Origin of the sequence: Candidatus Clostridium radicumherbarum (genome assembly GCF_045310525.1) — a bacterium.
Classification (GTDB): Bacteria; Bacillota; Clostridia; order Clostridiales; family Clostridiaceae; genus Clostridium_AT; species Clostridium_AT radicumherbarum.
Genome location: NZ_JBJHZY010000002.1, coordinates 651,682 through 677,068 on the forward strand (window position 1 = coordinate 651,682; position 25,387 = coordinate 677,068).

At 33.3% G+C, this 25,387-nt stretch carries 23 protein-coding genes and 1 riboswitch; of the genes, 9 read left to right on the forward strand and 14 right to left on the reverse strand.

Annotation, left to right across the window (positions count from 1 at the left end):
• Positions 1 to 551: 551 nt before the first annotated feature.
• The 3 genes from ACJDUH_RS12845 to ACJDUH_RS12855 all read left to right on the forward strand — a co-directional run bounded on the left by ACJDUH_RS12845 (position 552) and on the right by ACJDUH_RS12855 (position 2,679).
• Positions 552 to 980, forward strand: a complete 429-nt coding sequence (locus ACJDUH_RS12845) for a hypothetical protein (RefSeq protein WP_406765601.1) — start codon at positions 552 to 554, stop codon at positions 978 to 980.
• A 305-nt stretch (positions 981 to 1,285) separates the two neighbouring features.
• Positions 1,286 to 1,759, forward strand: a complete 474-nt coding sequence (locus ACJDUH_RS12850) for a C-GCAxxG-C-C family protein (protein ID WP_406765602.1) — start codon at positions 1,286 to 1,288, stop codon at positions 1,757 to 1,759.
• A gap of 5 nt (positions 1,760 to 1,764) precedes the next feature.
• A complete protein-coding gene (locus ACJDUH_RS12855; RefSeq protein WP_406765603.1) occupies positions 1,765 to 2,679 on the forward strand; it encodes a TDT family transporter in 915 nt (304 codons plus the stop codon).
• Positions 2,680 to 2,792: 113 nt separating this feature from the next.
• Here the strand turns inward: ACJDUH_RS12855 and ACJDUH_RS12860 are convergent, their stop codons facing one another.
• From ACJDUH_RS12860 to ACJDUH_RS12870, 3 genes are all read right to left on the reverse strand, one after another.
• Positions 2,793 to 3,119, reverse strand: coding sequence for a hypothetical protein (locus tag ACJDUH_RS12860; RefSeq protein ID WP_406765604.1), 327 nt, complete (start codon positions 3,117 to 3,119; stop codon positions 2,793 to 2,795).
• Positions 3,120 to 3,258: 139 nt separating this feature from the next.
• Entirely contained in the window at positions 3,259 to 3,687 is a 429-nt protein-coding gene (locus ACJDUH_RS12865) for a hypothetical protein (protein WP_406765605.1), read from the reverse strand.
• Between the two features lie 201 nt (positions 3,688 to 3,888).
• Positions 3,889 to 4,020, reverse strand: a complete 132-nt coding sequence (locus tag ACJDUH_RS12870) for a putative Se/S carrier-like protein (protein WP_406765606.1) — start codon at positions 4,018 to 4,020, stop codon at positions 3,889 to 3,891.
• Here ACJDUH_RS12870 and ACJDUH_RS12875 point away from each other — a divergent pair.
• Positions 4,001 to 4,195: a hypothetical protein gene (locus ACJDUH_RS12875; RefSeq protein WP_406765793.1), complete on the forward strand. Its 195-nt coding sequence runs from the start codon at positions 4,001 to 4,003 to the stop codon at positions 4,193 to 4,195. The genes ACJDUH_RS12870 and ACJDUH_RS12875 overlap by 20 nt on opposite strands.
• A gap of 96 nt (positions 4,196 to 4,291) precedes the next feature.
• Here the strand turns inward: ACJDUH_RS12875 and ACJDUH_RS12880 are convergent, their stop codons facing one another.
• The 7 genes from ACJDUH_RS12880 to ACJDUH_RS12910 form a co-directional block, all read right to left on the reverse strand.
• Positions 4,292 to 4,582, reverse strand: a complete 291-nt coding sequence (locus ACJDUH_RS12880; protein ID WP_406765607.1) for a Dabb family protein — start codon at positions 4,580 to 4,582, stop codon at positions 4,292 to 4,294.
• Between the two features lie 38 nt (positions 4,583 to 4,620).
• Positions 4,621 to 5,928: a DRTGG domain-containing protein gene (locus ACJDUH_RS12885; RefSeq protein WP_406765608.1), complete on the reverse strand. Its 1,308-nt coding sequence runs from the start codon at positions 5,926 to 5,928 to the stop codon at positions 4,621 to 4,623.
• A gap of 5 nt (positions 5,929 to 5,933) precedes the next feature.
• Positions 5,934 to 6,887 carry a DNA-binding protein WhiA gene (gene whiA, locus ACJDUH_RS12890; protein ID WP_406765609.1) on the reverse strand — a complete coding sequence of 318 codons (954 nt, stop codon included), beginning with the start codon at positions 6,885 to 6,887 and terminating at the stop codon, positions 5,934 to 5,936.
• Positions 6,888 to 6,998: 111 nt separating this feature from the next.
• The gene (locus ACJDUH_RS12895; protein WP_406765610.1) at positions 6,999 to 8,339 is read right to left on the reverse strand and encodes a gluconeogenesis factor YvcK family protein; all 1,341 of its coding nucleotides are present in this window, start codon (positions 8,337 to 8,339) and stop codon (positions 6,999 to 7,001) included.
• Entirely contained in the window at positions 8,336 to 9,220 is an 885-nt protein-coding gene (rapZ, locus tag ACJDUH_RS12900) for an RNase adapter RapZ (protein WP_406765611.1), read from the reverse strand. The genes ACJDUH_RS12895 and rapZ overlap by 4 nt, the downstream gene beginning before the upstream one ends.
• A gap of 145 nt (positions 9,221 to 9,365) precedes the next feature.
• The gene (locus ACJDUH_RS12905) at positions 9,366 to 9,791 is read right to left on the reverse strand and encodes an MFS transporter (RefSeq protein ID WP_406765791.1); all 426 of its coding nucleotides are present in this window, start codon (positions 9,789 to 9,791) and stop codon (positions 9,366 to 9,368) included.
• A 198-nt stretch (positions 9,792 to 9,989) separates the two neighbouring features.
• Entirely contained in the window at positions 9,990 to 12,485 is a 2,496-nt protein-coding gene (locus ACJDUH_RS12910) for an MFS transporter (RefSeq protein WP_406765612.1), read from the reverse strand.
• A 296-nt stretch (positions 12,486 to 12,781) separates the two neighbouring features.
• Positions 12,782 to 12,876: riboswitch (cyclic di-GMP riboswitch) on the forward strand.
• A gap of 82 nt (positions 12,877 to 12,958) precedes the next feature.
• Between ACJDUH_RS12910 and ACJDUH_RS12915 the strand changes: the two genes are divergently transcribed.
• The 3 genes from ACJDUH_RS12915 (at position 12,959) to ACJDUH_RS12925 (ending at position 20,206) form a co-directional block, all read left to right on the forward strand.
• Entirely contained in the window at positions 12,959 to 17,836 is a 4,878-nt protein-coding gene (locus ACJDUH_RS12915; protein ID WP_406765613.1) for an OmpL47-type beta-barrel domain-containing protein, read from the forward strand.
• A 268-nt stretch (positions 17,837 to 18,104) separates the two neighbouring features.
• Positions 18,105 to 18,674: a PadR family transcriptional regulator gene (locus ACJDUH_RS12920; protein WP_406765614.1), complete on the forward strand. Its 570-nt coding sequence runs from the start codon at positions 18,105 to 18,107 to the stop codon at positions 18,672 to 18,674.
• A 17-nt stretch (positions 18,675 to 18,691) separates the two neighbouring features.
• A complete protein-coding gene (locus ACJDUH_RS12925) occupies positions 18,692 to 20,206 on the forward strand; it encodes a DHA2 family efflux MFS transporter permease subunit (protein ID WP_406765615.1) in 1,515 nt (504 codons plus the stop codon).
• A 74-nt stretch (positions 20,207 to 20,280) separates the two neighbouring features.
• Here the strand turns inward: ACJDUH_RS12925 and ACJDUH_RS12930 are convergent, their stop codons facing one another.
• Positions 20,281 to 21,672: a glutamate synthase-related protein gene (locus ACJDUH_RS12930; RefSeq protein ID WP_406765616.1), complete on the reverse strand. Its 1,392-nt coding sequence runs from the start codon at positions 21,670 to 21,672 to the stop codon at positions 20,281 to 20,283.
• 288 nt (positions 21,673 to 21,960) lie between these two features.
• Between ACJDUH_RS12930 and ACJDUH_RS12935 the strand changes: the two genes are divergently transcribed.
• Entirely contained in the window at positions 21,961 to 22,158 is a 198-nt protein-coding gene (locus ACJDUH_RS12935; RefSeq protein ID WP_406765617.1) for a CDGSH iron-sulfur domain-containing protein, read from the forward strand.
• Between the two features lie 49 nt (positions 22,159 to 22,207).
• Here the strand turns inward: ACJDUH_RS12935 and ACJDUH_RS12940 are convergent, their stop codons facing one another.
• Complete coding sequence (locus ACJDUH_RS12940; RefSeq protein WP_406765618.1) at positions 22,208 to 22,537, reverse strand: winged helix-turn-helix transcriptional regulator; 330 nt, start codon at positions 22,535 to 22,537, stop codon at positions 22,208 to 22,210.
• A 132-nt stretch (positions 22,538 to 22,669) separates the two neighbouring features.
• Between ACJDUH_RS12940 and ACJDUH_RS12945 the strand changes: the two genes are divergently transcribed.
• Positions 22,670 to 23,122: a pyridoxamine 5'-phosphate oxidase family protein gene (locus ACJDUH_RS12945; RefSeq protein WP_406765619.1), complete on the forward strand. Its 453-nt coding sequence runs from the start codon at positions 22,670 to 22,672 to the stop codon at positions 23,120 to 23,122.
• 102 nt (positions 23,123 to 23,224) lie between these two features.
• Here the strand turns inward: ACJDUH_RS12945 and hisC are convergent, their stop codons facing one another.
• Positions 23,225 to 24,331 (reverse strand): histidinol-phosphate transaminase, encoded by a 1,107-nt coding sequence (hisC, locus tag ACJDUH_RS12950; RefSeq protein ID WP_406765620.1) that lies wholly within the window; start codon positions 24,329 to 24,331, stop codon positions 23,225 to 23,227.
• A 118-nt stretch (positions 24,332 to 24,449) separates the two neighbouring features.
• Positions 24,450 to 25,367 (reverse strand): UDP-N-acetylmuramate dehydrogenase, encoded by a 918-nt coding sequence (gene murB, locus ACJDUH_RS12955; RefSeq protein WP_406765621.1) that lies wholly within the window; start codon positions 25,365 to 25,367, stop codon positions 24,450 to 24,452.
• Positions 25,368 to 25,387 lie beyond the last annotated feature (20 nt).

Sequence of the window (25,387 nt, forward strand, 5' to 3'; positions counted from 1 at the left end):
GGTCCTATTTATGACCCACTTAAAACTTTATAATCTTTATGTGGCAGTGATGTATTCATTTTGTTAATAAAGTATTAACTTTATTGGCAGCTTAGTAAGACATTACTTATTACTTATGAGTTGTGACCCCATATATTTAATTTATAAAGCCAATAACTCATAACTCGTATGGCTGCTACTATTTCGAATATTTAATTTTGTAAAGGCAATAATAATAACAGAATAAAATTCATTTTTGGAGGCGCTTTATGAGCAAGAATAATGACAAGACAATAGGTTCTAGCACCAAATCTAAATCAGATACTAAAAACAGAAACCCTCAAAACGACAACAGGAATAAAGAAACAAGTAAACCTAAAATGAAATAATACAACATTAAGGAGAGAGTGTTCTCTCCTTTTTTATTTAGAGATTTATACCTGAATTAAAGTAATTATTTGCTATATAATGTTATTAATGTTATAATATTGTATATTGTTTAAATTGTAATTTAAAAAGATTAGTCAAACTTATTGTAGTTATATAAATTTCATTTATGAGGAGGGATTTTTATGTTAAACCCTAATGCTATAGAAATCATAGAAATTATTATTTTAATTTCTACATTAATATTTTATATAAAAAACTATTTTATTGACTTTAAAGAAAGTACTAATTCTTTTAAAAATATATTATTTCTTTTACTAGGTCTAGTATTAGTAGTTAGTTCTGCTCTTTCTATTCTCTATAGTATTGATTTAAATGGTATAGTTATGGATCTTGCCTCTGATCAATACAAGTATTCTATTGAGTTGTTGGAATATTTAAATAGTCAAAAACTTCAATATGAGCATATAATTACTGTATTAGGTATATTTCAAGGTATTAGTTTATCTATAATAACCATATTGTTTATAAGTATAATAAAAGAAATAAAAGAAGCCTCTGCTAAATTTAAAAGTCGTTGGGATTGGGATAATATAAAAAAAAATATCTTATAAATTAAGGCTATGTAAAAGAATAGTGTTGAAATTTTATTCATAAAACCCGTATATATTACGGGTTTTTCTAATTGTGTTAAAAATCAACACTATTCTGAAACAGAGCCTTAATTAAAAAAATTTTTTATTATAAAAAATTATTATACTTTCTTCAGCTTGTATTTTATCTTTTTATATTAGTTAAATTTAAAATATAAATATGATAAATTAGTATTGCATGAAAAAGATAGTGTTTAGTAAGCTATGAAAAAGTTTATTAGATGAAGTTATAAATCTGGACATCATAAAACAGGGGGATTAAAAAATTGAAAAAAGAAATAAGCATTAAAAAAATTAAAAGTGAAGCTGAAGAATTATATAGGAAAGGTGACTTCTATTGCTCTGAAGCAATTGTAAGTGCCATAAAAAATAATTTTGAATTAGATATGCCTGATGAAATGATAGCTATGGCCTCAGGATTTCCTATAGGAATTGGCAAGTCAAAATGTGTTTGCGGTGCTGTATCAGGCGGTGTAATGTGTTTAGGTTATTTCTTTGGAAGGACAAAAGGCGGAGATACAAAAATTCAAAAGACCTTTGCCCTTGCAAATGAGTTACAGGAGAGCTTTAAAAACAATCATAAAGTGTTATGCTGTAAGGTCCTTACCCATGGTATGGACATGGCTTCAGGGGAACATAAAGAGCAATGTATTTCCTTTACAGGTGAAATAGCTGAAAAAACTGCTGAGATTATAGTTAGAGAACTTGGCCTTGTAAATATTGATGATTATGAGGTTTAATAATAATGAAAAATGTAATTAAAAAAGTGCCAATACCACTAGCAGGGTTAATATTAGCATTTGCTACAGTAGGTAACCTTGTTCAATCCTATGGAGCAGTTTACAGAAATATTTTCGGAAGTATAGCTGCTTTATTATTACTTCTACTTTTAATAAAGCTAGTAACTTACCCAAAGGACATAATTGAACATCTTCAAAATCCAATAGTAGCAAGCGTTTCGCCTACCTTTGCAATGGGTTTAATGATTTTATCCACATATTTAAAACCTTATTTTCCAAAAGCAGCTTTTGGAATGTGGGTTATGGGTCTTATATTAAATATAATTTTAATTATCTATTTTACAAAAAAATTTATTTTCAACTTTAATATACAAAGGCTTTTTCCAAGCTATTTTATAGTTTATGTCGGTATTGTAGCTGCAAGTGTAACTGCTCCAGCCTATAACCAAAATAGCATTGGACAAGCAGTATTTTGGTTTGGTTTTGTGCTATACTTATTACTGCTTCCAATAGTAATATATAGGGTATTTGTAGTTAAGTCTATTCCTGAACCTGCTATGCCTACTATTGCTATAATGGCTGCTCCTGCAAGCCTTTGCCTTACTGGGTACCTAGCATGCTTTCAGGCTAAAGATTTCAGTATAGTGGTTTTCTTAGGTATATTATCCTTTATAATGTTTCTTGGTGTGCTTTTGTATTTACCAAAACTCTTAAAGCTTAAATTTTATCCAAGCTTTTCTTCCTTTACTTTTCCACTTGCTATAAGTGCAGTTGCCATGAAACAAACTAATGCGTATTTACTAAAGCTTCATAAAACTTTATATTTATTAAATTATATAGTTAAATTTCAAGAGATACTGACTATAGTGATTATTTTATATGTTTTAATTAAGTATTTACAATTTCTTTTTATTGAATAATGTGACAGAGGGACGTTTCTTGTGGCTCATCTAAATGTCATGAAGACCTTTCCCTTAGAAATACGAGTGGCATCCATATGAGTAAGTAATAACTCATATGGATGCCATTATATTTATTTTTTATTTAAGTCTTCAATAGCCTTTTTTATTTTGTCTGCATCTTTAACATAACTGGAGGCCTTTGTCCACAACTCTTTTGAAGGAATTATTCTTTCGATGGCCGTGTAGGATTGTTTTACTAAAGGAATGTTCACAAGATTTGTACTTTGAACGGACATTAGTATAAGCCAGCAAACTGCAAGAAAAGCTATTATTTTTATTACGCTGCTTATAACCTTTATTAAAACATAAATAGCAATTATGGCGACTATTATTAAAATTATTGTATTAGTTGTTATATGAGGTAATTGTTGATTGATTAGATTATTCACATCTGGCATTTACTCATCTCCTTTTTGAGGCTCATAAAATATCATCATTTTTTCAATAGCTTGTTTACATTTCTTAGATTAACCTTGCTAAAACTATATAGATTTTTAACAGCTATATACTAGATTTTCTTTATTAGTCTTCTAATTATTATGGTCGAAATGGGTTATATTCCGTAAAACTGATAAATGTCCATTTAGGATTAGTTCCCCTTATACCATTGTACTTAAATCTTAAGTATAAAGGAAGTCCATCTATTAATTTGTTTGGTATTATTAAATCATCAAATTGTTTTTTAGTCAATTGAATTTTTATGTCATTATTATTAATTCCATTAATATCTACAGGTGCATTTTTCATGAGTATATAAAATTTATTTCCCTCTTGTACCTTTGTAACTTTCTCGTTATCAAATAAACCTAATGTATTTGTATCTACTCCTGATTTAGTATAGATTGTAACAACATATTCTCCCCCATATGTTGTACAATAATGAATAAGCATTGATAAAATCAGTACGCCAATTAGTACAGCTGAAAGCTTTAATAATTTTTTAGATTTCCCCGTTTCCCCAAACATAAAAACCTCCATAATAAGTGTCATATATTATATTTTAACATGTCATTGAAATAATTACCAACTGCTTTACTATATAATTGCTTTTATTATAATACTGAAATATAGGCAAATGAAAACAGCAGTAATATCTTTTCTGATATTACTGCTGTTTAAATCAGTAGGGACAGTCCCCAGTGATTCCAGTGATTCAGTGATTTTATGCTAAGCATAAAACTTTTTATATTGTTTTTCTAAGCTGTAAAAACCAATAATGCTTATTGCGTTGTCTTGTACAAGTTTCTTAATTGCCTCTTCATCCTCTTTATTATATTTGATGGAGACACCGCAGGGCACAGTGAGTTCTCTTGGAGTAGGAACAATAACATATATCAGTGTTTATGTGTTAAGAGATGAAAGTGATTTTGGTGGTTTAATTGGTTATATTGGCATTGATTATTCCTGGGATGGTAAAATGTATAAACCAAAAACACTAGTATTTAACCCCACTATACCCCCATCACCCTTATAAAAGATTTCATAGAAATTTGTTAAGAGAATTATGTACATCAAAAAAGCTGAAGTCATTAGTGACTTCAGCTCTATTTAGTGTCAAAGTATGTAAAGATTAAACCTCAAAATCCACAGCTGCTGAGCCTTCAAGCATTGGCTTAAGCTTTGCAAGCACCTCATTAACATGATAAGGATGAACTTGATATTTATCCATATCCTCTTGATTATCAAATCTAGTAATAAGAGCTAAATCATAGGAACGGCCAGTATGAAGAAGATCCACGCCAACTTCCAGCTCTTTAAGCTCTGGAATTTTCCCTTCCATGGCAAGCAAAATCTTCTTTCCTTCTTCTGCATGCTGCAATTTTGGTTCAGTAAATTTAAAAAATACAATATGAGTAAACATTGTTTCCCTCCTTAGTGAATCTATAATTTATATTTCCCCTACTTCCTCAGCACCTTAGCTGACAGCAGTGCCTTTCCAACGAGCTCGCTTTTGTTGTCCAGCATGGTGATTTCAACCTTGCAGAAACTTCTTCCCATATCAATGATTTCAGAGAAGATCTCGATGTGACTGTCTATTTGTACTGGCTTAACAAAATATGTAGAAATGCTGTCTACAGAAATATTTATATTGTTTCTTTGTCTCAAATTCATAATTCCCATGGTGGATAACAGCATATTTAAAGCGCTCCAAGAGGCAGTTCCTATTGGATCAAGCATTTCTGGAATTATCTTTCCCCAAAAATGCATTTTTCCCTCACTGTCTTCAAACTGGAAATTTTTAAGTACTAAATCTTCAATTGTTTCTCCAACTTGAGGCTGTCTTGAAATGTACTGAAGGGCTTTAATGACATCATGTCTGCTTACTACTCCAATAAGCCTTCTTCCATCCACTACAGGACAAAGTTCAATACCCTCCCAGCCCATAATGTGTGCAGTATAAGCAGCTGTAGTTTTTGTTGTTACATTGATTATTTGCTTTGTCATGTATTTACTAACAAGGTCATCATCATTAGCAGCATTAATTGGCATATCCTTTAAAGTAATAATTCCTACTACCTTCATTTCTGAATCTACCACTGGATAACGTTCATGTTTTGTTTCAGTTATGAGGCCCTTCCAATGGGAGACCAAATCTGTATCTCTTAAAAATATAGGATCTGTTATCATAATATCTTCTACTAAAATAATATCCTTCTTTATTAAGCTCTCAGAAATGGCTTTATTAATCATACTTGCAATGGTAAAGGTATCATAGGAGGAGGAGATTATAGGAAGGCATTTTTCATTTGCTAGCCTTTTAACTTCCTCACTGCAGCCAAAGCCTCCTGTAATAAGCACTGCACATTCATTTTCAAGAGCAAGCTTTTGAACCTTTTCTCTGTTTCCCACAATAACAAGGCAGTTTGGGCTAATATATTTTGTTATAGCATCTAGAGTCATGGCTCCAATGATGAACTTGCTTAAGGTCTTGTGAATACCGTCTTTTCCACCAAGCAGGGAACCGTCAATAATATTAATTACTTCCCCGTAGGTTAATGCCTCTATGCTTTTCTTTTCAACCTTCTCAATTCTCACTGTGCCTACTCTTGGTATAGTTGTTACTATTCCTAGTGCATCACAATCTTTAATGGCACGATAAGCAGTACCGTCACTTACCCCCAAGGCATTAGCTATGCTTCTGACTGAGATTTTATTTCCAACCTCTAATGAAAGTATATACTTAATTATATCCTCATGCTTTGACATAATAATTACCTTCCCTCTCTCCTTAGTTCCTCTGCAATTTTCTCTATTTTTCTAAGTCTATGATTTACTCCAGATTTTCCAACTGGTGGATTTAATAATTCTCCTAATTCCTTTAAAGACTCATCAGGAAAGCTAAGCCTTAGCTCAGCTATTTCTCTTAAATTTTTAGGAAGTCTTTGAAGCCCTAGTTCCTTTTCAATTAATTTTATGCTTTCTACTTGTCTTACTGCTGCATTTACAGTTTTGCTTAAATTAGCTGTTTCGCAGTTTACAAGCCTGTTTACATTATTTCTCATTTCCTTCATTATTCTAACATTTTCTAGTTCAAGCAGGGATGTATGTGCTCCGATAATATTAAGAAGATCAATTATTTGCTCTCCTTCCTTAATATAAACTACATAGCTTCCTTTTCTTTGAATAACCTTAGAAAAAAGTCCGTAGGTGTTAATGACTGCTGAAAGCTGCTCTGCATAATCAATATTATGCGTTACAAATTCAAGGTGATAGGTCTTTTCTGGATTGCTTATACTTCCGCCTCCTAAAAAAGCACCTCTAATATATGCCTTTTTAGTACTGTCTTTTGAAATAAAATCCTTTGGAATCTCATAATCTAAGGATATTATTCCTTCTGTTTTACTTAAAACCCCTACTTCCTTTAGTAGATCCCTTACACCCATTTCCTCGGTAATAATAACCATATATATATTATTCTTCTTGAAGGAATTGCTTCTTTTTACAAAGAGATTTGTGTGTATATTAAAAAATTGCTTTAAGAGTTTAAATACTCTTCTAGCTATAGATGGATTTTCGGTAGAAATTCTAAAGCTAAGCTGTTTACTGCCTCCAAGGGATAAGGTGCCGCTTACCTTCATTATTGCTGAAAGCTCTGCTCTAGCTTCATTTTTAGTTATGTTTCCAATTCTACAAATCTCACCTTTCACTTTCGCTGAAAATGACATAATTCTGCTCCTTTAAGTAACTATTAAGTTTCATGAACATTAAACAATGAATTAAAATATCAGTAATCTAGCTGATATTTTAATTCATGAGTTAATTATAAAGCATAAGTTTTAATGATATTTAATTCCCTTTGATTCCTTTAATCTTTCAGATAGATAGAAGTATTCTATAATCTTCTTCTTATCAGATAATAACTGCTTTTCCATTATGGTTTCTATTAATATCCCTGCTAATTTCTCTGAATCATGTCTAATTAGTCCATTGTGTACCTTTATAAGATCTCCTCCAATAATCTTAACATTTAAGGCAGCAATCTCCTTTTCATCAAGATTAACTAAGGTTGAACCCTCTTCAAGATATTTTTTCTCTAATTCTTTATTGATTCTACCATTGTTTACAATTACATAATCCACCATATCACTACTAGTATGCTTAAATATAGCCTTTAAGTGGTCTTGTACACTAAAATTATCTGTTTCTCCTGGCTGAGTCATTATATTAGAAACGTATATTTTCAAGGCCTTTGTCCTCTGTACAGCTCTTCCAATATCATCTATTAATAGATTTGGTATAACGCTTGTATAAAGGCTTCCTGGTCCAAGAATAATTGCATCAGCATCTTTTATAGCCTGCAGAGATTCATAAAGAGCTCTTGCATTAGAAGGCTCTAAAAATATTTTATCTATGGGGCTGTTATTTTCTAGTGCAGCCACAGGTATTTTTGATTCACCTTCAATTATTTCACCATTTTTAAGCTTTGCCTTAAGCATAACATTATCTAAGGTAACTGGAAGCACCTTACCTGTAACCGCTAAAACTGAACTCATCTTCTGGACAGCCTGTTCAAAATTAGAAGAAATTCCATCCATGGCAGCGAGAAACAAGTTCCCAAAGCTTTGGTTTTCAAGCCTGCCCCCAGTAAATCTATATTGAAGCAGCTCTTCCATTAAAGGCTCTGTATCTGCAAGTGCAAGAATACAGTTTCTTATGTCACCAGGAGGAAGTATTCCTAAATCCTCTCTTAGATCCCCGGAGCCGCCGCCATCATCTGCCACTGTAACAATAGCAGTAATATTACTTGTATAATACTTAAGACCTCTAAGCATAGTAGAAAGCCCAGTTCCTCCACCGATTGCAACGATCTTAGGTCCTTTAACTAATAGTCTTTTTTCATAAATTAAATTTTCAAGTTTTCTAGAATCCAAAGATACATTAATATAACCCCTGTTAATTAAGAAAATAAAAGATTTCATTCCTTGGGAAACCGCTAAATATAGAATAAAAGCACCTGCAACCATTAAGAAAACATAGAAAGCTATATAATAAAAGCTATAGAACTTATGTTGAATCCACTCCACAAGTCCGAAGGCTATCATTAATATTCCTAGAGCTCCAAACATAACCCATCTTTTAACCTTAATTCCAGGCTTAAGCCAGTCAATAAACCTCATAGCTTCATTCCACCTCTGTTAATATCTTCATTAATATCTCTATGGTCAATGGTTACCTTATGCTCCTTTTCTTTAAGCCTATTATATACTTCATTAGCTATGGCTACTGATCTATGCCTGCCGCCTGTACAGCCAATTGAAATAATAAGCTGTCTTTTACCTTCCTTTAAATAGTTTGGTATGAGAAATTCCACCATATCCTGCAGCTTATTAATGAAGCTATTTGTAACCTCAAAGCTAAACACGTAATCCCTAACTTCCTTGTCATTTCCTGAAAACACCTTAAGATCAGGTATATAAAAGGGATTAGGCAAAAATCTAACATCAAAAACCAAATCTGAATCCACCGGGATTCCGTACTTAAATCCAAAAGAAAGCACAGTGATCATAAGCTCATTTTCAATCTGCCCTTCCTCAGAATATATAGAAGTAAGCTTTTCTCTAAGCTCTCTAGTAGCAAGCTTTGTTGTATCAATAATATTATTAGCCCTATCTTTAACTTCCTTAAGCCTGTTTCTCTCCTTAATAATGCCATTAAGAATTCTTCCATCTGGTGCTAAAGGATGCTTTCTTCTAGATTCCTTAAATCTTTTAATGATTGTTTCATCGCTTGCATCTAAAAATAATATTTCATAGCTTAAGTCCTGTTCCTTCAAATAATTTAAGCTTACGAATAAATCATCAAAGAATTGCCCGCCTCTAATATCTATAACTAATGCAATTTTATCAATTTTGCCTTCAGTTTGATAACATGCTTCTGCAAACTTCGGTATTAAGGTAGCAGGTAAATTATCAACGCAAAAGTACCCTAAATCTTCTAAACATCTAATAGCTTGTGTTTTACCAGCACCTGATAGTCCTGTTACTATTACAAAACGCATAACTTACCTCCAAATATATAAGAATAAAAATTAAGTCTCTATTATACTATTTAATTATTTGTTTATTAGTACAGTTTTATTATTAAATTATAACACAAATTAGTACATAGTTTAATTATTATAATTTAAATATATTCTTATAATATTAAGCTTTAACCTCTTTACATTTATCTTCTTTTAACCGATTTTCTTCATTAACTGATAATATCTTAACTACATACATCACAATAGTAGCTATAGCAGATATTATAAATGTCAATGACCATATATAATTGAGTCCAAAACTATCTATGAACTTTCCGGCTAGGGATGTGCCAAGGGCACCTCCAATACTCCAGCTTAACCCTCCAACTGCGTTAAAGCTTGCTCTATAGTTACTTGGGCTATTATTTGATATATAAACTCCAAAACTAGTAGTTACTAATATTTCACCAATTGTCCAAATTACAGTGGATAATATAAATAAAGCGAAATTATGTATAATTCCTATCATACCAAATCCAACAGCATAAAGTATTCCCGCAATAATTATCTTTGTAAGAGCATGAAACTTGTGAGTTAAACTAGTTATTGTTAAATATAAATACTTTTAGGAAGCCCCCTATAAGTTTTAAAAATTTTGAGCATGGATATTCCCCCTCTTCACATGGTAATTTTATCATATTAATAAAGTAGAATAAATAAAAAAGTCCAAGTTCCCTTATAGGAAACTTGGATATTTAATTAAATTATCTCAGATTAAGTTATATCGCTTATTAAGAGGTGGCTGCTAGTTTTCATGGTATTCCTTTTTTCTATAAAAAGTCAAAATCATCATTCCCATTAACGCAGAAATACCAGTTGCAAGATAAACCTGCTTGAAGCCTTCATTTAAAGTGCTTTGAAACTCTGATTGGATTTCAGGCGAAAGTTTATCTATCTGTGAAAGGTAAGCATTATTTGCCTCTCTAAAAGTTTTTGGTACAGCGCCACTAAGTGCTGTCATTTTACTTAAAGTATCATTCATATCAGCTTTAGCTGCTTCTACTCCGGAAATTGCAGTTAACATTCCTTCACGCTTAGCTTTAGTTTCATTAATCTTGGCAAGCATTTCACTGCGCTGTTTTTTAAGCTTAGCAACCTGCAAACTTAATGTTTTCTTTGCATTTGTAAGTTCATCTATCTTAGACTTAAGATCTTGAGGGGTTTTAACATCCTTCAGCTGATTAAGTGTACTTTCAGGGATCTTTGCCTTTACCTCCTGTGGAATCATATCTATTATGGACTGAGTTTCCATGCCAGTTGGCATTGTTCCTGAGCTCTGGGTTCCAGCTGGATTACCTTGAGGAGCAGTTCCCTGAGGCATAGCTCCACCTGTTGAAGTATTTGTTCCCTGTCCCATAGATTGATTCATCATTTTTATCATCTGATCATAAAGGCTGTTAAGCTCAGTAATTCCCTTTTCCTGTGAAGATATAGCATTATTCATCTGTGCTATTCCTGTATCCATACCTACTAAAGCCTTATTCATTCCAATTATGCCATTAGTTACTCCATCAACACCTTCCTTAAGGTCTGCAATGCTTTTATCCATAGTAGGTATACCTGATTGAATACCATCTATACCCTTTTGAACACCATTTTGAATTTTGGCTATTACATCAGGAGTCGTATTACTGAACATTGTTGATGAAAGAGTTTTGATTCTTTCGGTAATATTTGTTACATCAGCAGTTTTCATAAGCTCAATTAAGTCAGTAGGCAATTTAGAGCTGCCATCACCCTTCATATTGACTTCTATTTTTGTCATTGAAGAAAGGTCTGGAAATTGCAAGTCTGCCATCTTATCCTTCATGTTCGGATCCGATTTTAGCTTAGTTAGCTTTTCATTAAGCTCCTGAGCATATGGCAATTGTTGTACAGTAATCTCTTTTGGCAAAAGTGCTAATTCTCTAGCCTGTACAGCACCTCCTGCATGAGCAATAAAACCTACCATAATTGCAGGTGCTATAGTTGTTCCAATAGACCTAATCAGGGATAGAGCAGCCAGTGCTGAATTTGATTCTTCTTTTTTTGTATTCTCAAGCATCATGTAATTTAAAGGGGCACCCATAGTAAAGCCCATTCCAAGTCCTATTAAAATAAGGCTTATTATTACAGTTGCAAATCTCGGATATTTAGTTGTTACAAGTATCAAAAATGCTGATCCAGCCATTGAAATGGTAAAGCCCAGCATCAATATACTTTTAGCTCCAAATTTATCAACAAGCTTGCCAGAGAATGGAGCCCCAACACCTGCAAACAATCCAAGTATTATAACAAAATATCCACCGCTGCCTGCAGATATTCTCACAGCATTTTCCGAAAATTGAGGTATGAATATTACCCCCATTAAAATGATTCCTGTAATGAAGCTAATTACTAAGGTTACAACTATACGTAAATTTGTAAAATAACTTAGATTCATCACTGGATCCTGAGCTCTCTTCTCTGCCAGGACAAAAAAAGGAAGCAGTATTACAAATATAATTATAAATGGATAAACGGATGTACTTTTAATACTCTCACTAAAATTAAAGAAATCAATATTCTTAAGTCCATATAGCAGTGATAATATCATAGAAACAAGAAATAGAATTCCTAAGGTATCTATCTTGCTTATGTTCTCAGTCTTATTATTCTGAAGTGTAATTAATCCGGCGATAATGATGAATATTGTTATTGGCACATTTATATAGAAAATAAACTGCCAATTATTTTTACCAAATATATCTAGTATTGCACTGCCTGCAGAAGAACCGAAAATATTTGCAATTCCGTATACTCCACCAACAAGCCCTAATGCCATTCCACGCTTTTCAGGCGGAAATGTAGTGCCAAATTCTGCAGTGGCTATGGGAACTATTCCACCTCCACCAATGGCCTGCACAACTCGTGCAGCAAGAAGTATTGTAAAGCTTCCGAAATTTTGTGAAAGACCGCAAAATAAGGAACCCGTTCCAAAAAGAAATATTGCTGTAAGATAGACATATTTTCTTCCAAATTTATCAGCTAGTTTACCCATAATTGGTATGCTTGCTGCATATGCAAGGGTATAAATTGTTATCATCCAGATGCCTGTTTTTTCATCAACCAGCAGGTTATTCTGAATAATTGTCCTTGCTGGAGTTACTATACCTGTGTCAATTGCCCCCATGAATAGCCCTAAAAGATAAACTGAAGCTATAAGCCATAAGCTGCGGTTAATGTTAGTCTTGCTGCTTTTTATTTGTGTTTTTGTTGACATACTTCCTTTCCTCCTAAATCTTAATACAATCCGTCATTTCATCAAAGGTTAGATAGTATACCAAACCTCCCTATTATTGATAATCTCAGGCATGCAACCATTTTTATAGTTGTATGAACCCTGTTCACGAACTATGTTCATATTATAAATTTAATAAGGAAATTAGTCAATAATATTATTGGATAAAATTGAATTTTTTGAAAATATTTATTTGTTTACTTTTACTAAATATATTAAACTTTCCATATAGATGTGTAATTAGTTAACCACTAAGCTGCATATCTAAATATATTATAAAGTGAAAAAGGCAAACCATGGGAAACCATGAGACGCAAAGCCAAGGGCCTGAACCACGAATATATTTTTACGTGGATGGCAGCCGGTTGCCACAAGAACATAGTTTTTTTAACTTGTGGATCTTGTTTACGATTCATATCTTTTTCCTTTTTCACAGTGAAAGGTAGGAAAATATCATGAAAAAGCGTTTCTTTAGCAGTGTTCTATTTTTTGTATCACTGCTGCTGGCATTGCAGCTTGCATTTCCATCGGTATATGCTTCGGCATTAACTACTGATAATACGGTGCTGCCGCCCAGTAATCTCTCCATTCAGCTCACAACACCAAGTGATGTAAAACTTACATGGAGTTCTGTTTATCAAGCCACTGGTTATAATGTTTATGGAATTCTTGACGGTCAGCTCAAATTACTTGGTACTACAACATCAACATCTTATACCTTTAGTAACCTTCCAGAAGGCTCCTTTAGCTATGTTGTTTCAACATTAAGTGCTGTTGGAGAATCTGGTCCCTGTGCTCCTGTTTCAGCTAATATTACTTATCCTACTATGGCAGCACCAACTAATTTAACTTACAAAATACAAAATGGTAATGATGTTGTTTTAAGTTGGACAACCTCTCAATATGCTCAGACTTATAATGTATATCAAATTACAGCAGATGGTCAGCAAACCTTAGTTGCATCAACAAAAACCTCCTCATATACCCTGACAAATACAGCTGAAGGAAACTACACCTATGCAGTTTCTTCTGTAAATTCACTTTATGGTGAATCTTCACTTTCAGGAAATATACAGGTTCAAGTGACTTTCCCAATTATGACAGCTCCAAATAATTTTAACTACTCTATATCTAATGGTAATGACATAACATTAAAATGGAATGCTGTCAGTTATGCTGCAACCTACAAAATATATCAAATTGTGGATGGCCAAAAGGTTCTTAAAAGTACAGCTACAGGAACAAGTATATCCTACACTAATATGCCTGCTGGTGATTATGTGTATGAGATTCACTCCTTTAGTGATCGTTTTGGTGAATCACAAGATGGAAGTCTAGCTTCCTTCACTTTAGTTCTCCCAATAATGCAGACACCTGGTAATTTAACATATACCATGGCTAATGGGAATGATATCACCTTAAAATGGGGAACTGTTCCTTATGCAACTGCATACAAAGTATACCAGATTGCAAATGGCCAAGAAACCTTAATAAGTACATTGACTGGTACAACAGTCACTTACACCAATAAGCCTGCTGGTGATTATGTTTACGAAGTTCGCTCATATAGTGATCGTTTTGGTGAATCACAAGATGGAAGTCAAACCTCCTTTACTTTGATTCTACCAACAATGCAGGCACCGGGTAATTTAACATATAGTATTACAAATGGAAATGATATTACCTTAAGCTTTGGAACTGTTCCTTATGTAACTAACTACAAAGTATACCAGATTGTTAATGGTCAGAAAGTCTTAAAAAGCACCTTAACTGGTACAACTATCACATATACTAATATGACTGGTGGAGATTATAATTTTGAAATTCACTCCTATTCCACCCGCTTTGGAGAATCCATAGATGGCAGCAGTATAGCCTTCACTTTAGTAACTCCAGTTATGCAGCCGCCTGCTAATGTAATGCAAACTATTAAAAATGCAACTGATTTTACATTAAGCTGGGATGTATCCACCTATGCAGCAAGCTATAAAATTTATCAGATAATTAATGGAGTGCCAATTTTAAAAAGTACTGTAACTGGAACAACCGTTTCATTTACAAATATGCTGCCTGGTCAATATGATTATGAAATTCACTCATATTCTGCCCGCTTTGGAGAGTCAGTAGATAGCAGCAATGTCACTGTTAACTTAAATGGGCAAGTATTACAGGCACCTACTAATCTAACTTATAGCATTTTAAACGGAAACGACATAAATTTAAAATGGACTGCTGCCCCCTATGCCACAAGTTATAAAATTTATCAAGTTATTAATGGACAAGCAGTTTTAAAGCAAACAGTGACTACTACTTCAGTAACCTTCACTAATATGCCTGAAGGTGATTATGACTATATTGTTGATTCTGTATCTACACTTTTAGGAGAATCTCCTATTGGAGCAGAAACTACTTTTTCATTAGTGCTTCCAACAATGACTGCACCAAGCAATTTTGCATATAAGCTTCAAAATGTTAATGATGTTGTATTAACATGGTCACCTGTAACATACGCTGGTAGTTATAAAATCTATGAGTTAATTGATAATCAATTAGTTCTTAAGACTACGGTAACATCTACAACAGCTACCTTAACTAACGTGGCTGAAGGTAATCATACTTATGTTGTTACTTCAGTAAGCAGCAGATTTGGTGAATCAGCAGATGGAAGCCAAGTATCACTTTCTGTTTTCTTCCCAATAATGCAGGCACCAGCTAACTTAACCTATACTATTGCAAATGGTAATGATATTACTTTAAAGTGGACCGCTTCTACCTATGCAGCATCTTATAACGTGTATCAAATTATTGACGGTCAAAAGATATTGAAGCAAACTGTAACTGGTACTTCTGTAACCTTTGCTAATATGCCTCAAGGGGATTACAGTTATGAAGTAGATTCCTATAGCACACGCTTTGGTGAGTCTCCAATAGGAAGTCAAGTAAACCTTACATTGGTTTATCCTACAATGCAGGCACCAGCTAACTTAACCTATACTATGGCAAATGGTAATGATATTACCTTAAAGTGGACCGCATCAAGTTATGCAGCATCTTATAAAGTGTACCAAATTATTAATGATCAAAAGGTATTAAAACAAACTGTAACTGGTACTTCTGTAACCTTTACAAATATGCCTCAAGGGGATTACAGTTATGAGGTTGATTCCTATAGTACCCGTTTTGGTGAATCTCCAAAAGGAAGTCAAATAAACCTTACATTGGTTTTCCCAACAATGCAGGCACCGACTAACTTAACAAATAGTATAGCAAACGGAAATGATATTACCTTAAGATGGACAGCTTCAAGCTATGCTACAGCTTATAATGTATATCAAATTATTGATGGACAAAAGGTATTAAAGCAAACTTTAACTGGAGTTTCTATAACCTTTACTAATATGCCGCAGGGTGATTACAGTTACGAAGTTGATTCATTTAGTACGCGTTTTGGTGAATCTCCAATTGGCAGCACGATAAATTTTACATTAACTTGGCCAGTAGTATCCTCACCAACTTTATCAGCAGCTGTTATAAACGTTAATAACATTACTTTTTCATGGCAGGCTGTTAGCTGGGCTAATGAATATCGTATTTATGAAGTAACAAATGGCACATTACAGTTGATTTATAAAGGGACAGCCTTAACTTATAAAGTTTATAATTTGTCAGAAGCAACTCATGTTTATCAAATTACTGCCTATAGTACTCGATTCGGAGAATCAGCGTTATCTAATCCACTGACTGAAACTATTATCTATCCTATAATGCAGTCTCCGGCGGTAAACATTAATGTCCTAGACAAAACAAGCGCTCAGCTTACTTGGAACTTTATAACCTATGCAAATGGATATAATATATATGAGATAATAAATGGTGTTCCTGCTTTACTTGTAAAAAACCTAAATAATTTATCCTATACCTTTTCTAATCTTTCATATGAAAATCATCAATATTATGTTACTTCTTACAGTAATTCATTTGGTGAATCTGATCCATCTAGCATTGTTTTAGCAAAACTAGTTGTTGATACCGTACCACCAATTACAAGTATTAATGCACCAACTAATTGGACAAATCAAAATTCACTTAATATTACTTTAACAGCAACTGATAATGAAACTGGTATTGCTAAAACCTTCTACTCTATTGATGGTTCTGGCTACATTGAAGGTAATTCTTTCATTGTACAAGGTGAAGGAATTCATAAAATATCCTTCTACTCAGTTGATAATGCTGGAAATGTTGAAGCTATCAATACTGTTTATGTAAAGATTGATAAGACTGCACCAGTCACTACATCAAATTCACCTGTTGGCTGGTCAAAGGATGATGTAACTATAAACTTAACTACAGCAGATTCACTAAGTGGCGCTGCTAAAACCTTCTACTCAATTGATGGTTCTGACTACATTGAAGGTAATTCTTTCATTGTACAAGGTGAAGGAATTCATAAGATATCCTTCTACTCAGTTGATAATGCTGGGAACGTTGAAGCTATCAATACAGTTTATGTAAAGATTGATAAGACTGCACCAGTCACTACATCAAATTCACCTGCTGGCTGGTCAAAGGATGATGTAACTATAAACTTAACTGCAGCAGATTCACTAAGTGGCGCTGCTAAAACCTTCTACTCTATTGATGGTTCTGACTACATTGAAGGTAATTCTTTCATTGTACAAGGTGAAGGAATTCACAAAATAACCTTCTACTCAGTTGATAATGCTGGGAACAAAGAGGCTTTAAATACTGCTTATGTAAAGATTGATAAAACTGCACCAACTATTACAATGAATCTATCTAACGAGTATAAGCTTGGTTCTACTTTACTATTAAACTATATAGCAAATGATAATCTTTCAGGAGTAGTTAACGAAAAAGTAATTGTTTTTGGACCTAATGACACTATTGGAAAAGTTATCACTAATGGTTCAAGTATTCAATTTGATAAACCTGGTGTTTATACTATTATCATTACAGTAACTGATGCTGCAGGTAATAGCACTACAGTTCAAAAACAATTTACTGTTTATATCCCGGCTACTATTGAAATAACACCTATAGTTGTTAAAGGAAATAATGGGGTATTTACAGTTCGTGTTGATCTTCCATCAGGATATAGTACCCAAGGATTTGACCTTAATACTGCAACACTAAATGGTGTAAATGCGCTTACAAGCAACAATGGATACTATAATCAGGCAAAGCTAGGCCAGTTCAAGTTTGAGCGTTCAGATTTCAATTTGACTGCACCTGAAATGGTAGTTGAGTTCCGATGCTACATTAATGGTTATCTTGTAGTTGGACAAACTACAGTTAAAGTACAGAAATAACATTTTAATAATCACATACCATAATAAAAGGAAGGCAAATGCCTTCCTTTTATTATGGTATATTTTATTAATTATTTTCAAAATAATTTAATTCTATGTTTAAAATATTTACTCATATTAAAAATTTCATATGTCATTATTGACATATTATTAAAATTGATATATTATATTTAATGTTATTTCAATATGTCACTATTGACATATGATAAATGTTTAAAATGCATACACTAAATTAGATAAGAAACAATACTAATAGGAGATGAGGTTTATGAATAAATTGTCTTATGGGCTTCTAAGCCTATTATCAACTGAACCAATGACAGGATATGATTTAACAATAAAAATAAATAAGTTCTGGCGCTCAACTCACAGCGCCATTTATCCTTTGCTTTCAGAATTAGAGGAAAAAGGATATGTTGAATTTATATTGGAAAAGCAAACTGGTAAGCCTGATAAGAAGATATATACCCTTACAGTACGGGGTAAGGACCTTTTACATGACTGGTTCACCTCTGAAACTGCCGAGGAAGTTGTTAGAGATGAAATGACGTTAAAAATATATTGCATAAACTGTATGGATACTGAGGCTGCAGAAAAACTTCTCAATGAACTTGAAACAAGGTATAAGAAAAAAATTGAAGAACGTAAAAACTCTATAAAAAAAATCAAACTCATATGTTGTGAGCATTCCGAAGCAGCAAGTCCCTCAAAGTTTGGTGGATATATATTAACTCAAAAAGCATTGAATGAGGCCATTTTGGATCTTAAATGGTGTGAATGGGTGAGAAAGATATATAAAAACAAGGATTTCAGTTTTTTAGATGAAGGTTTTAATTAAAAGAGGATGATGAAATAGTGGGAGAAAAAGTTTTAAAAGAAAAGTTTATTAATAAAGATATACAGGGAAAAGAGTATAACAAAATGCTGCTTATAATTGCAATGATGATCGGATCATTTGTTACAATTCTAAACCAGACAATACTTTCTACTGCGCTGCCTCAGATAATGGGGTATTTTAAAATAACTGCAAGCACAGTACAGTGGCTTACAACAGCATTTATGCTTGTTAATGCCATAATGATTCCTTTAACAGCACTGCTGCTTGAGAAAATATCAACCAGAAATTTATTTATGTTTTCTATGTTTATGTTTGGCATTGGAACTATTCTATGCGCCCTATCTACAAGCTTTGAATTTCTTCTTATTGGAAGAATAGTCCAAGCCATTGGAGCAGGAATAATAGCACCTTTAATAAATACAGCGCTTCTTATGGTTTTTCCACCTGAAAAAAGGGGCTCAGCTATGGGTATGTATGGCTTAGTTATATGTTTCGCCCCTGCTATAGGACCTACTCTATCTGGACTCATAATTGATAGATGGAACTGGCATTATTTATTCTATATTTTAATTCCTATTGTGGTTTTAGATATAATTTTTTCATATTTCTTTATGAAGGATGTTATACCATTGAAAAATCTTAAGATTGATTTCCTATCTATTATTCTATCAACAGCAGGGTTTGGATTAATGCTGTATGGATTTAGTAATGCAGGAAATAAGGGATGGTCTGATATAAGTGTTATTTCAACTATAATTGTTGGAACGATAATAAGTGCTTTATTTGTATGGCGTCAGGTTTCAATGGATCATCCAATGCTTGAAATGCGTGTCTTTAAATCCGAAATCTTTACATTGACTACAGTAATAGGAAGTATTTTAAATATAGCATCTGTGGGAGCAGGTATTATAATGCCTATTTTCCTTCAAAATATTCTTGGAAAATCTGCCTTTACCAGCGGTCTAACTCTTCTGCCAGGTGCACTACTTATGGCATTTATGATGCTAGTATCAGGTCGTCTATTTGATAAGTATGGTGTAAAGAAGCTTGCCATACCCGGAATTATTCTATTGGTTATTGCTTCTTTACCTTTCTCAAAATTGCATAAGGATACATCCGTTACATTTATTGCTGTGCTATATGCTATTAGATATATTGGAATTGCACTTGTTATAATGCCAATGCAAACAGCTGGAATGAATGCTTTGCCTAATAAACTCCTGGCACACGCCTCCGCTGTAATTAATATGGCTAAACAAGTAGCAGGATCTCTTGGGTCTGCAGTGCTGATAACTGTAATGTCTAATGTTACTGCTTCTAATGCTCCTGATAAAGCCCTTATTAAAACAAATGCGGCACTATATAAGTCAGGAATGCTTGATGCTGCACTAAAGGGTGTTAATACTACATTTATATTAGTTATAGCTATAACTGTGTTTTCTTTAGTTCTGTCCTTCTTCTTAAAGGATAAAGAGAAAAACAAAATACCATTTAAAAATAACAATAATGTAAACCAAGAAGTGGCAGTATAATTGAACGCAAATAGTTAAAGAGAGGATATCCTCTCTTTTTCGTTTATGCTCTCACAAATAAATTTCTTATGGCTTTATGCATGCCTTATATTTGTAAATTCAGATATTTCCTTGTTAATCGTACACAAATCATCCAAACAAATGTCATGAATATTTGAATGTCCAGTAATTCTTCCAAAGGTTTTAACCTCTTCGAAGGAAACATTTAAAAAATTTGTTAATCTCTTAGCTGCAGCTTCTATATTTAGTCTTTTTCTAATTTCCGGATCTTGCGTTGCAATACCTACAGGGCATAATCCACTTCCACAAATTCGATACTGTTGACATGCTGCTGCCATTAAAGTTGCTGAAGCTATTGCAACTGCATCTGCACCCATAGCCAGTGCCTTTACAAAATCAGAAGATACCCTTAGTCCTCCAGTAATTACAAGTTGTATATCTGATTGAAGGTCATCTAAATATTTTCTTGCTCTATATAATGCATAAATTGTGGGAACACTTGTGGCATCCCTAATTATCTGAGGACTTGCTGCAGTTGCTCCGCCTCTTCCATCAATTGTAATGAAATCAGGTTCGGCAAAAACACAATATTCCATATCACTTTCAATTTTGCATGCAGCAATTTTAATTCCAATTGGTCTTCCGCCTGATTCATTTCTTAGTTTACTTACTAACGCTTTCAAATCTTCTTTTGAATTAATATTCTCAAATCTAGATGGACTAATAACATCCTTTCCCATTGGTTTATTTCTTATTTCGGCTATTTCCTTAGTTACTTTGGGACCTGGAAGAAGTCCGCCCATTCCAGGTTTGCTTCCTTGTCCGATTTTAATTTCAATTGCATCTGAATTTTGAAGATTTTCCTTAGTAACGCTATAAAGATTAGGCACATATTCAAATATGTATTTATAAGAAGCATCCATTTCTTCTTTAAGAATTCCACCTTCGCCGCTGCACATAGCAGTTCTAGCCATTGCACTTCCTTTTGCTAATGCAATTTTTGTTTCTTTAGATAAAGCTCCAAATGACATATGTGAAATATAAACAGGATTCTCAAGTATCATAGGCTTCTTTGCATTTTTACCAATTATTGTTGTGGTGTTAACTTCAGCAAATTCATCTAAAGGAGGTGGATTTAGCTGATTTCCCAAAATAAGAATATCGTCCCAATTAGGAATATACATTCTAGTACCCATTGAACCAACGATTTGCTTTCCTGTAACTGCCATCTGATGTATTTCATCCATATAACGGTTACTTTTATCATCCCTTGCATATTCCTTTGGATAAGATAAATCATCTTCATTTTGATACACCTGAATATCCCCATTTTCTTTTTTGTTTATTTCTTTAATGTCTGTTATTTTTTCAAAAGCACTTGCTGGCTGCTTACACACAGGACATTCTTCAGGTGGCGTTTCCCCTCTATACACATAACCGCAAACTTTGCACTTATAAGTTGCCATACATCCATTCCTCCTGTTATTATTATGAGTGAATATTATCCATTTTTTTACTTTTATATGTATTAGCCAATATTATTTAAGGCATATAAAAACTACATTCATTAATATTCTGAATGTAGTTTTTACTTTTGGTATTATTTTATACAACAGAGAGCTATTGCTATATAACCAAGGTAATGATAACTGGATATATACTGACAATTATGAGTATGTAATTTAAAATATGAGTATATATAAAAACAAATTAGATATACTAAACACAGAAATAAAAAAGGAAGGTGTGTAATTATGGCAAATGTTAAGATTCAGGCAATTGATGACGGTCCATTTATGGTTAAGGGTGAAGTTGAAATAGTTGATGGTGAAGGAAATACAATGGATACGAAGGAAGAATGTTATTTATGTAGATGCGGCTTATCGAAAAATAAACCCTATTGTGACGGTTCTCACAAGGATAAGTTTCAGAGTAGAGATAGGGCAAAATAATCTTAATAAAAAAGTCTATGTTAATTTATAGACTTTTTTAGTTATCTTTTCATTTATTCAATAAGTACTTTTCACTCCATTCACCTATTTCTACTATTATAGGTATAAATGCTTGTCCAACTTTCGTAAGTGAATATTCAACTTTAGGAGGTATTTCATTATAAATCTTACGTGTAATTATCTCTTTACTCTCAAGTTCTCTTAGTTGCTTTGTTAATACCGATTGAGAAATATTTTTAGGCAGCATTCTATGAAGTTCATTAAATCGTACTGCACCATTTCTTAAATTCCATATAATTGCAATTTTCCATTTTCCGCCTATTGCTGAAGCTCCAGCACCAACTGGACAGACTCCATTAATATATTCAAAATCCCTCATAATTCCTCCAATAATGCTAAATTAGCACTAACACTTAAAAATATCAGTACTTGATATAATTATTATACATTGCTAAACTGACATTAGCAAATCACAGTATTATATTTGTAAAAAAATCAAGGAGGAAATATTATGTCAAACACATTTGAAACAATGAGTTCTTACCTCAAACAACACTCAATTTTAACATTATCAACCATAGGTACTAATGGTACGCCAGCTTTAGATACTGTTGACTATATGTGGACAGGTGAAAAGCTATTTTTCTTTACTGATATCCGTTCAAGAAAAGCTGCTAATATGAAAAATAACCCATCAATAGTCGCTATAGTTGCAGAAAAGGATACAGAATTTTTCTCAGCAAAATCTGTTGAAATCTATGGTACTTCCAGAATATGCGAAGATCCAGCTAAAATTAATGCTTACATGCAAAATTTCATGGCTCGCAGACCTCAGTTTGCATCACAACAGCCAAATCCTGAAATGCAGAAGAATATGGTAGTATATGAAGTGATTCCTACAAAGCTGCGTATGTTAGACAACACAATTGCACCTGGTAATATTGATGAACTAGAATTGGTTTAATTCATTTAATAACCAGACTATTTAAAAATCACCGTATAAAATATACGGTGATTCTCAATACAAAATCCATGTTATTTTTAGGCTTGCACCTGTAATAAGAACCTAAACTGCAACCCTTGCCTGTTCTAATATATTAGTCAGGGCATATATGAAAGCTTCGTTCTGCTCCATAGTTCCGATTGTAACTCTCATCCACCCTGGCATTCCAAGTAAGAAACCTGGCCTTACAATAATTCCTCTTTTTAAGAGCTCGTTAAATACCAGTTTATCATCTAATTTTGAACTAACCATAATGAAGTTAGCATTGGTTTCAATGTATAGAAGTCCCAACTTCTTAAATTCAGAATATAAATAATCCCTTCCTTTTATGTTCGTTTCATAAACATAATTTAAGTATTCACTATCATTTATTGCAGCTGTAGCAGCCTTTTGAGCAAATAAATTTACATCAAAGGGACCTACTACAGTATTGAAGTATTTTACTATTTCCTCATTGGCAATTCCATAACCGCATCTTAGTCCTGCTAGTCCATAGGCCTTTGAAAAAGTTCTTAATATTATCATATTAGGGTGACTTTCTAAAAGCTGAAGGGTGTCTGGATAATCTTCATCTGTAACATATTCAATGTAGGCCTCATCCATAATCATGAATACGTTTTCAGGAATTTTACTGATAATTCCTTCTAAGTCTTGTTTCTTGAATATAGTTCCTGTAGGGTTGTTTGGATTACACAGCCATATTAATTTAGTTTTTTCATTTATACAATCAACCATAGCGTCAACATCTAAACCATGATTCTTCATGGGCACGATTATTGATTTTCCCCCCATAAGCTTTGTAGCTGCATCGTAACGTGAAAAAGTTACCTCAGCCATTATGCTTTCATCACCAGGTTTTAATAGTGTATCACAAATAACTCTGATAAGCAGATCTGAACCTGCTCCACAGAAGATTTGAGATGTTTTTACCCCTAATTTTCTAGAAATAGCTGCTTTCAGTTCAAAATTTGATGCGTCTGGATACAGACAAGTTTCATCAATTGTTTCCTGTAGTACCTTTTTTACCTTAGGAGAACATCCAAGTGGGTTTTCATTTGATGCAAGTTTAATAACTTCCTCAAGCCCAAGTTCTCTTTTAACCTCACTAATGGGCTTGCCAGCAACATACATCTCCATGCTGAATACTTCTTCCCTTATACCATACCCCATTAAAAATACCCCCATAATTATATTTATAATTAAAAATTAATAATTAAAATTTTGTTTGATCCCCCATAATTGTTAATTATTAATTGTAATTACCTTAAATTATGTGCTACCCTAGTTGCTATTTTTCTTCCCCAATAATTCTCACTTCTGGATGAAGTTCTACGTTGTATCTTTCCTTAATCACTTCTTGAACATATTCTATAAGTGATAAAACGTCCTTTGCAGTTGCGCCGCCTTTATTTATAATAAAGCCTGCATGCTTTTGTGAGACCTCAGCTCCCCCGATACTGTAGCCTTTTAAAGCACTTTCTTCTATAAGTTGTCCTGTAAAATATCCTTCGGGCCTTTTAAAGGTGCTGCCTGCTGAAGGGTACTCCAATGGCTGTTTATCTTCTCTTCTTCTTGTTAATTCATCTATTCTGTTTTTAATTTTCTCATGATCACCTTTTTTTAATTTAAAGCTGGCTTCAAGAACAGCATAGCCATGTTTTTGGACAGCACTTGTTCTATAGCCAAGATCAAGCTGCTCTCTATCTAAATTTATAAGATTTCCTTCTTTATCAACTACAAGGGCACTGTATATTACTTGGCTTACTTCTCCATTATAGGCTCCTGCATTCATTGTAACAGCTCCACCTACTGTACCAGGAATACCACAGGCGAATTCAAAGCCTGTTAGGTCATTAGTAAGTGCTGCATCAGAAACCTTGCATAGGTCAGCGCCGCCTTGAACAATTACCATTTCTTCCTGAACCTTTATAGTATCAAGTTTTGTAAGCTTAATAATAACACCTCGATAGCCACCGTCTCTTACTACAAGGTTAGATCCTCTTCCTATTATATAAAAGGGTATCCTATCTTCATTGCATAACTTTATAATATTAACAACTTCCTCGAAAGTTTTGGGGTATACTAATATATCAGCAGGACCCCCAACCTTAAAAGACGTATGGTTCTTCATTGGCTCATTTATTGCTATATCGTCAACTTTCAAAAGCTTTGAAAGTTTACTACTAAAGTTTTCATATTGGTTCATCTTAAATCTCCTCAACATTA

Coding starts and splice junctions, on each gene's coding strand:
- ACJDUH_RS12845 (WP_406765601.1), top strand. CDS start 552: ATGTTAAACCCTAATGCTATAGAAATCATAGAAATTATTATTTTAATT.
- ACJDUH_RS12915 (WP_406765613.1), top strand. CDS start 12,959: ATGAAAAAGCGTTTCTTTAGCAGTGTTCTATTTTTTGTATCACTGCTG.
- ACJDUH_RS12935 (WP_406765617.1), top strand. CDS start 21,961: ATGGCAAATGTTAAGATTCAGGCAATTGATGACGGTCCATTTATGGTT.
- ACJDUH_RS12860 (WP_406765604.1), bottom strand. CDS start 3,119: ATGCCAGATGTGAATAATCTAATCAATCAACAATTACCTCATATAACA.
- ACJDUH_RS12865 (WP_406765605.1), bottom strand. CDS start 3,687: ATGTTTGGGGAAACGGGGAAATCTAAAAAATTATTAAAGCTTTCAGCT.
- hisC (WP_406765620.1), bottom strand. CDS start 24,331: ATGGGGTATGGTATAAGGGAAGAAGTATTCAGCATGGAGATGTATGTT.
- whiA (WP_406765609.1), bottom strand. CDS start 6,887: ATGTCATTTTCAGCGAAAGTGAAAGGTGAGATTTGTAGAATTGGAAAC.
- murB (WP_406765621.1), bottom strand. CDS start 25,367: ATGAACCAATATGAAAACTTTAGTAGTAAACTTTCAAAGCTTTTGAAA.
- ACJDUH_RS12875 (WP_406765793.1), top strand. CDS start 4,001: ATGGAGACACCGCAGGGCACAGTGAGTTCTCTTGGAGTAGGAACAATA.
- ACJDUH_RS12930 (WP_406765616.1), bottom strand. CDS start 21,672: ATGGCAACTTATAAGTGCAAAGTTTGCGGTTATGTGTATAGAGGGGAA.
- ACJDUH_RS12940 (WP_406765618.1), bottom strand. CDS start 22,537: ATGAGGGATTTTGAATATATTAATGGAGTCTGTCCAGTTGGTGCTGGA.
- ACJDUH_RS12880 (WP_406765607.1), bottom strand. CDS start 4,582: ATGTTTACTCATATTGTATTTTTTAAATTTACTGAACCAAAATTGCAG.
- ACJDUH_RS12855 (WP_406765603.1), top strand. CDS start 1,765: ATGAAAAATGTAATTAAAAAAGTGCCAATACCACTAGCAGGGTTAATA.
- ACJDUH_RS12920 (WP_406765614.1), top strand. CDS start 18,105: ATGAATAAATTGTCTTATGGGCTTCTAAGCCTATTATCAACTGAACCA.
- ACJDUH_RS12885 (WP_406765608.1), bottom strand. CDS start 5,928: ATGTCAAAGCATGAGGATATAATTAAGTATATACTTTCATTAGAGGTT.
- ACJDUH_RS12945 (WP_406765619.1), top strand. CDS start 22,670: ATGTCAAACACATTTGAAACAATGAGTTCTTACCTCAAACAACACTCA.
- ACJDUH_RS12910 (WP_406765612.1), bottom strand. CDS start 12,485: ATGTCAACAAAAACACAAATAAAAAGCAGCAAGACTAACATTAACCGC.
- rapZ (WP_406765611.1), bottom strand. CDS start 9,220: ATGCGTTTTGTAATAGTAACAGGACTATCAGGTGCTGGTAAAACACAA.
- ACJDUH_RS12895 (WP_406765610.1), bottom strand. CDS start 8,339: ATGAGGTTTATTGACTGGCTTAAGCCTGGAATTAAGGTTAAAAGATGG.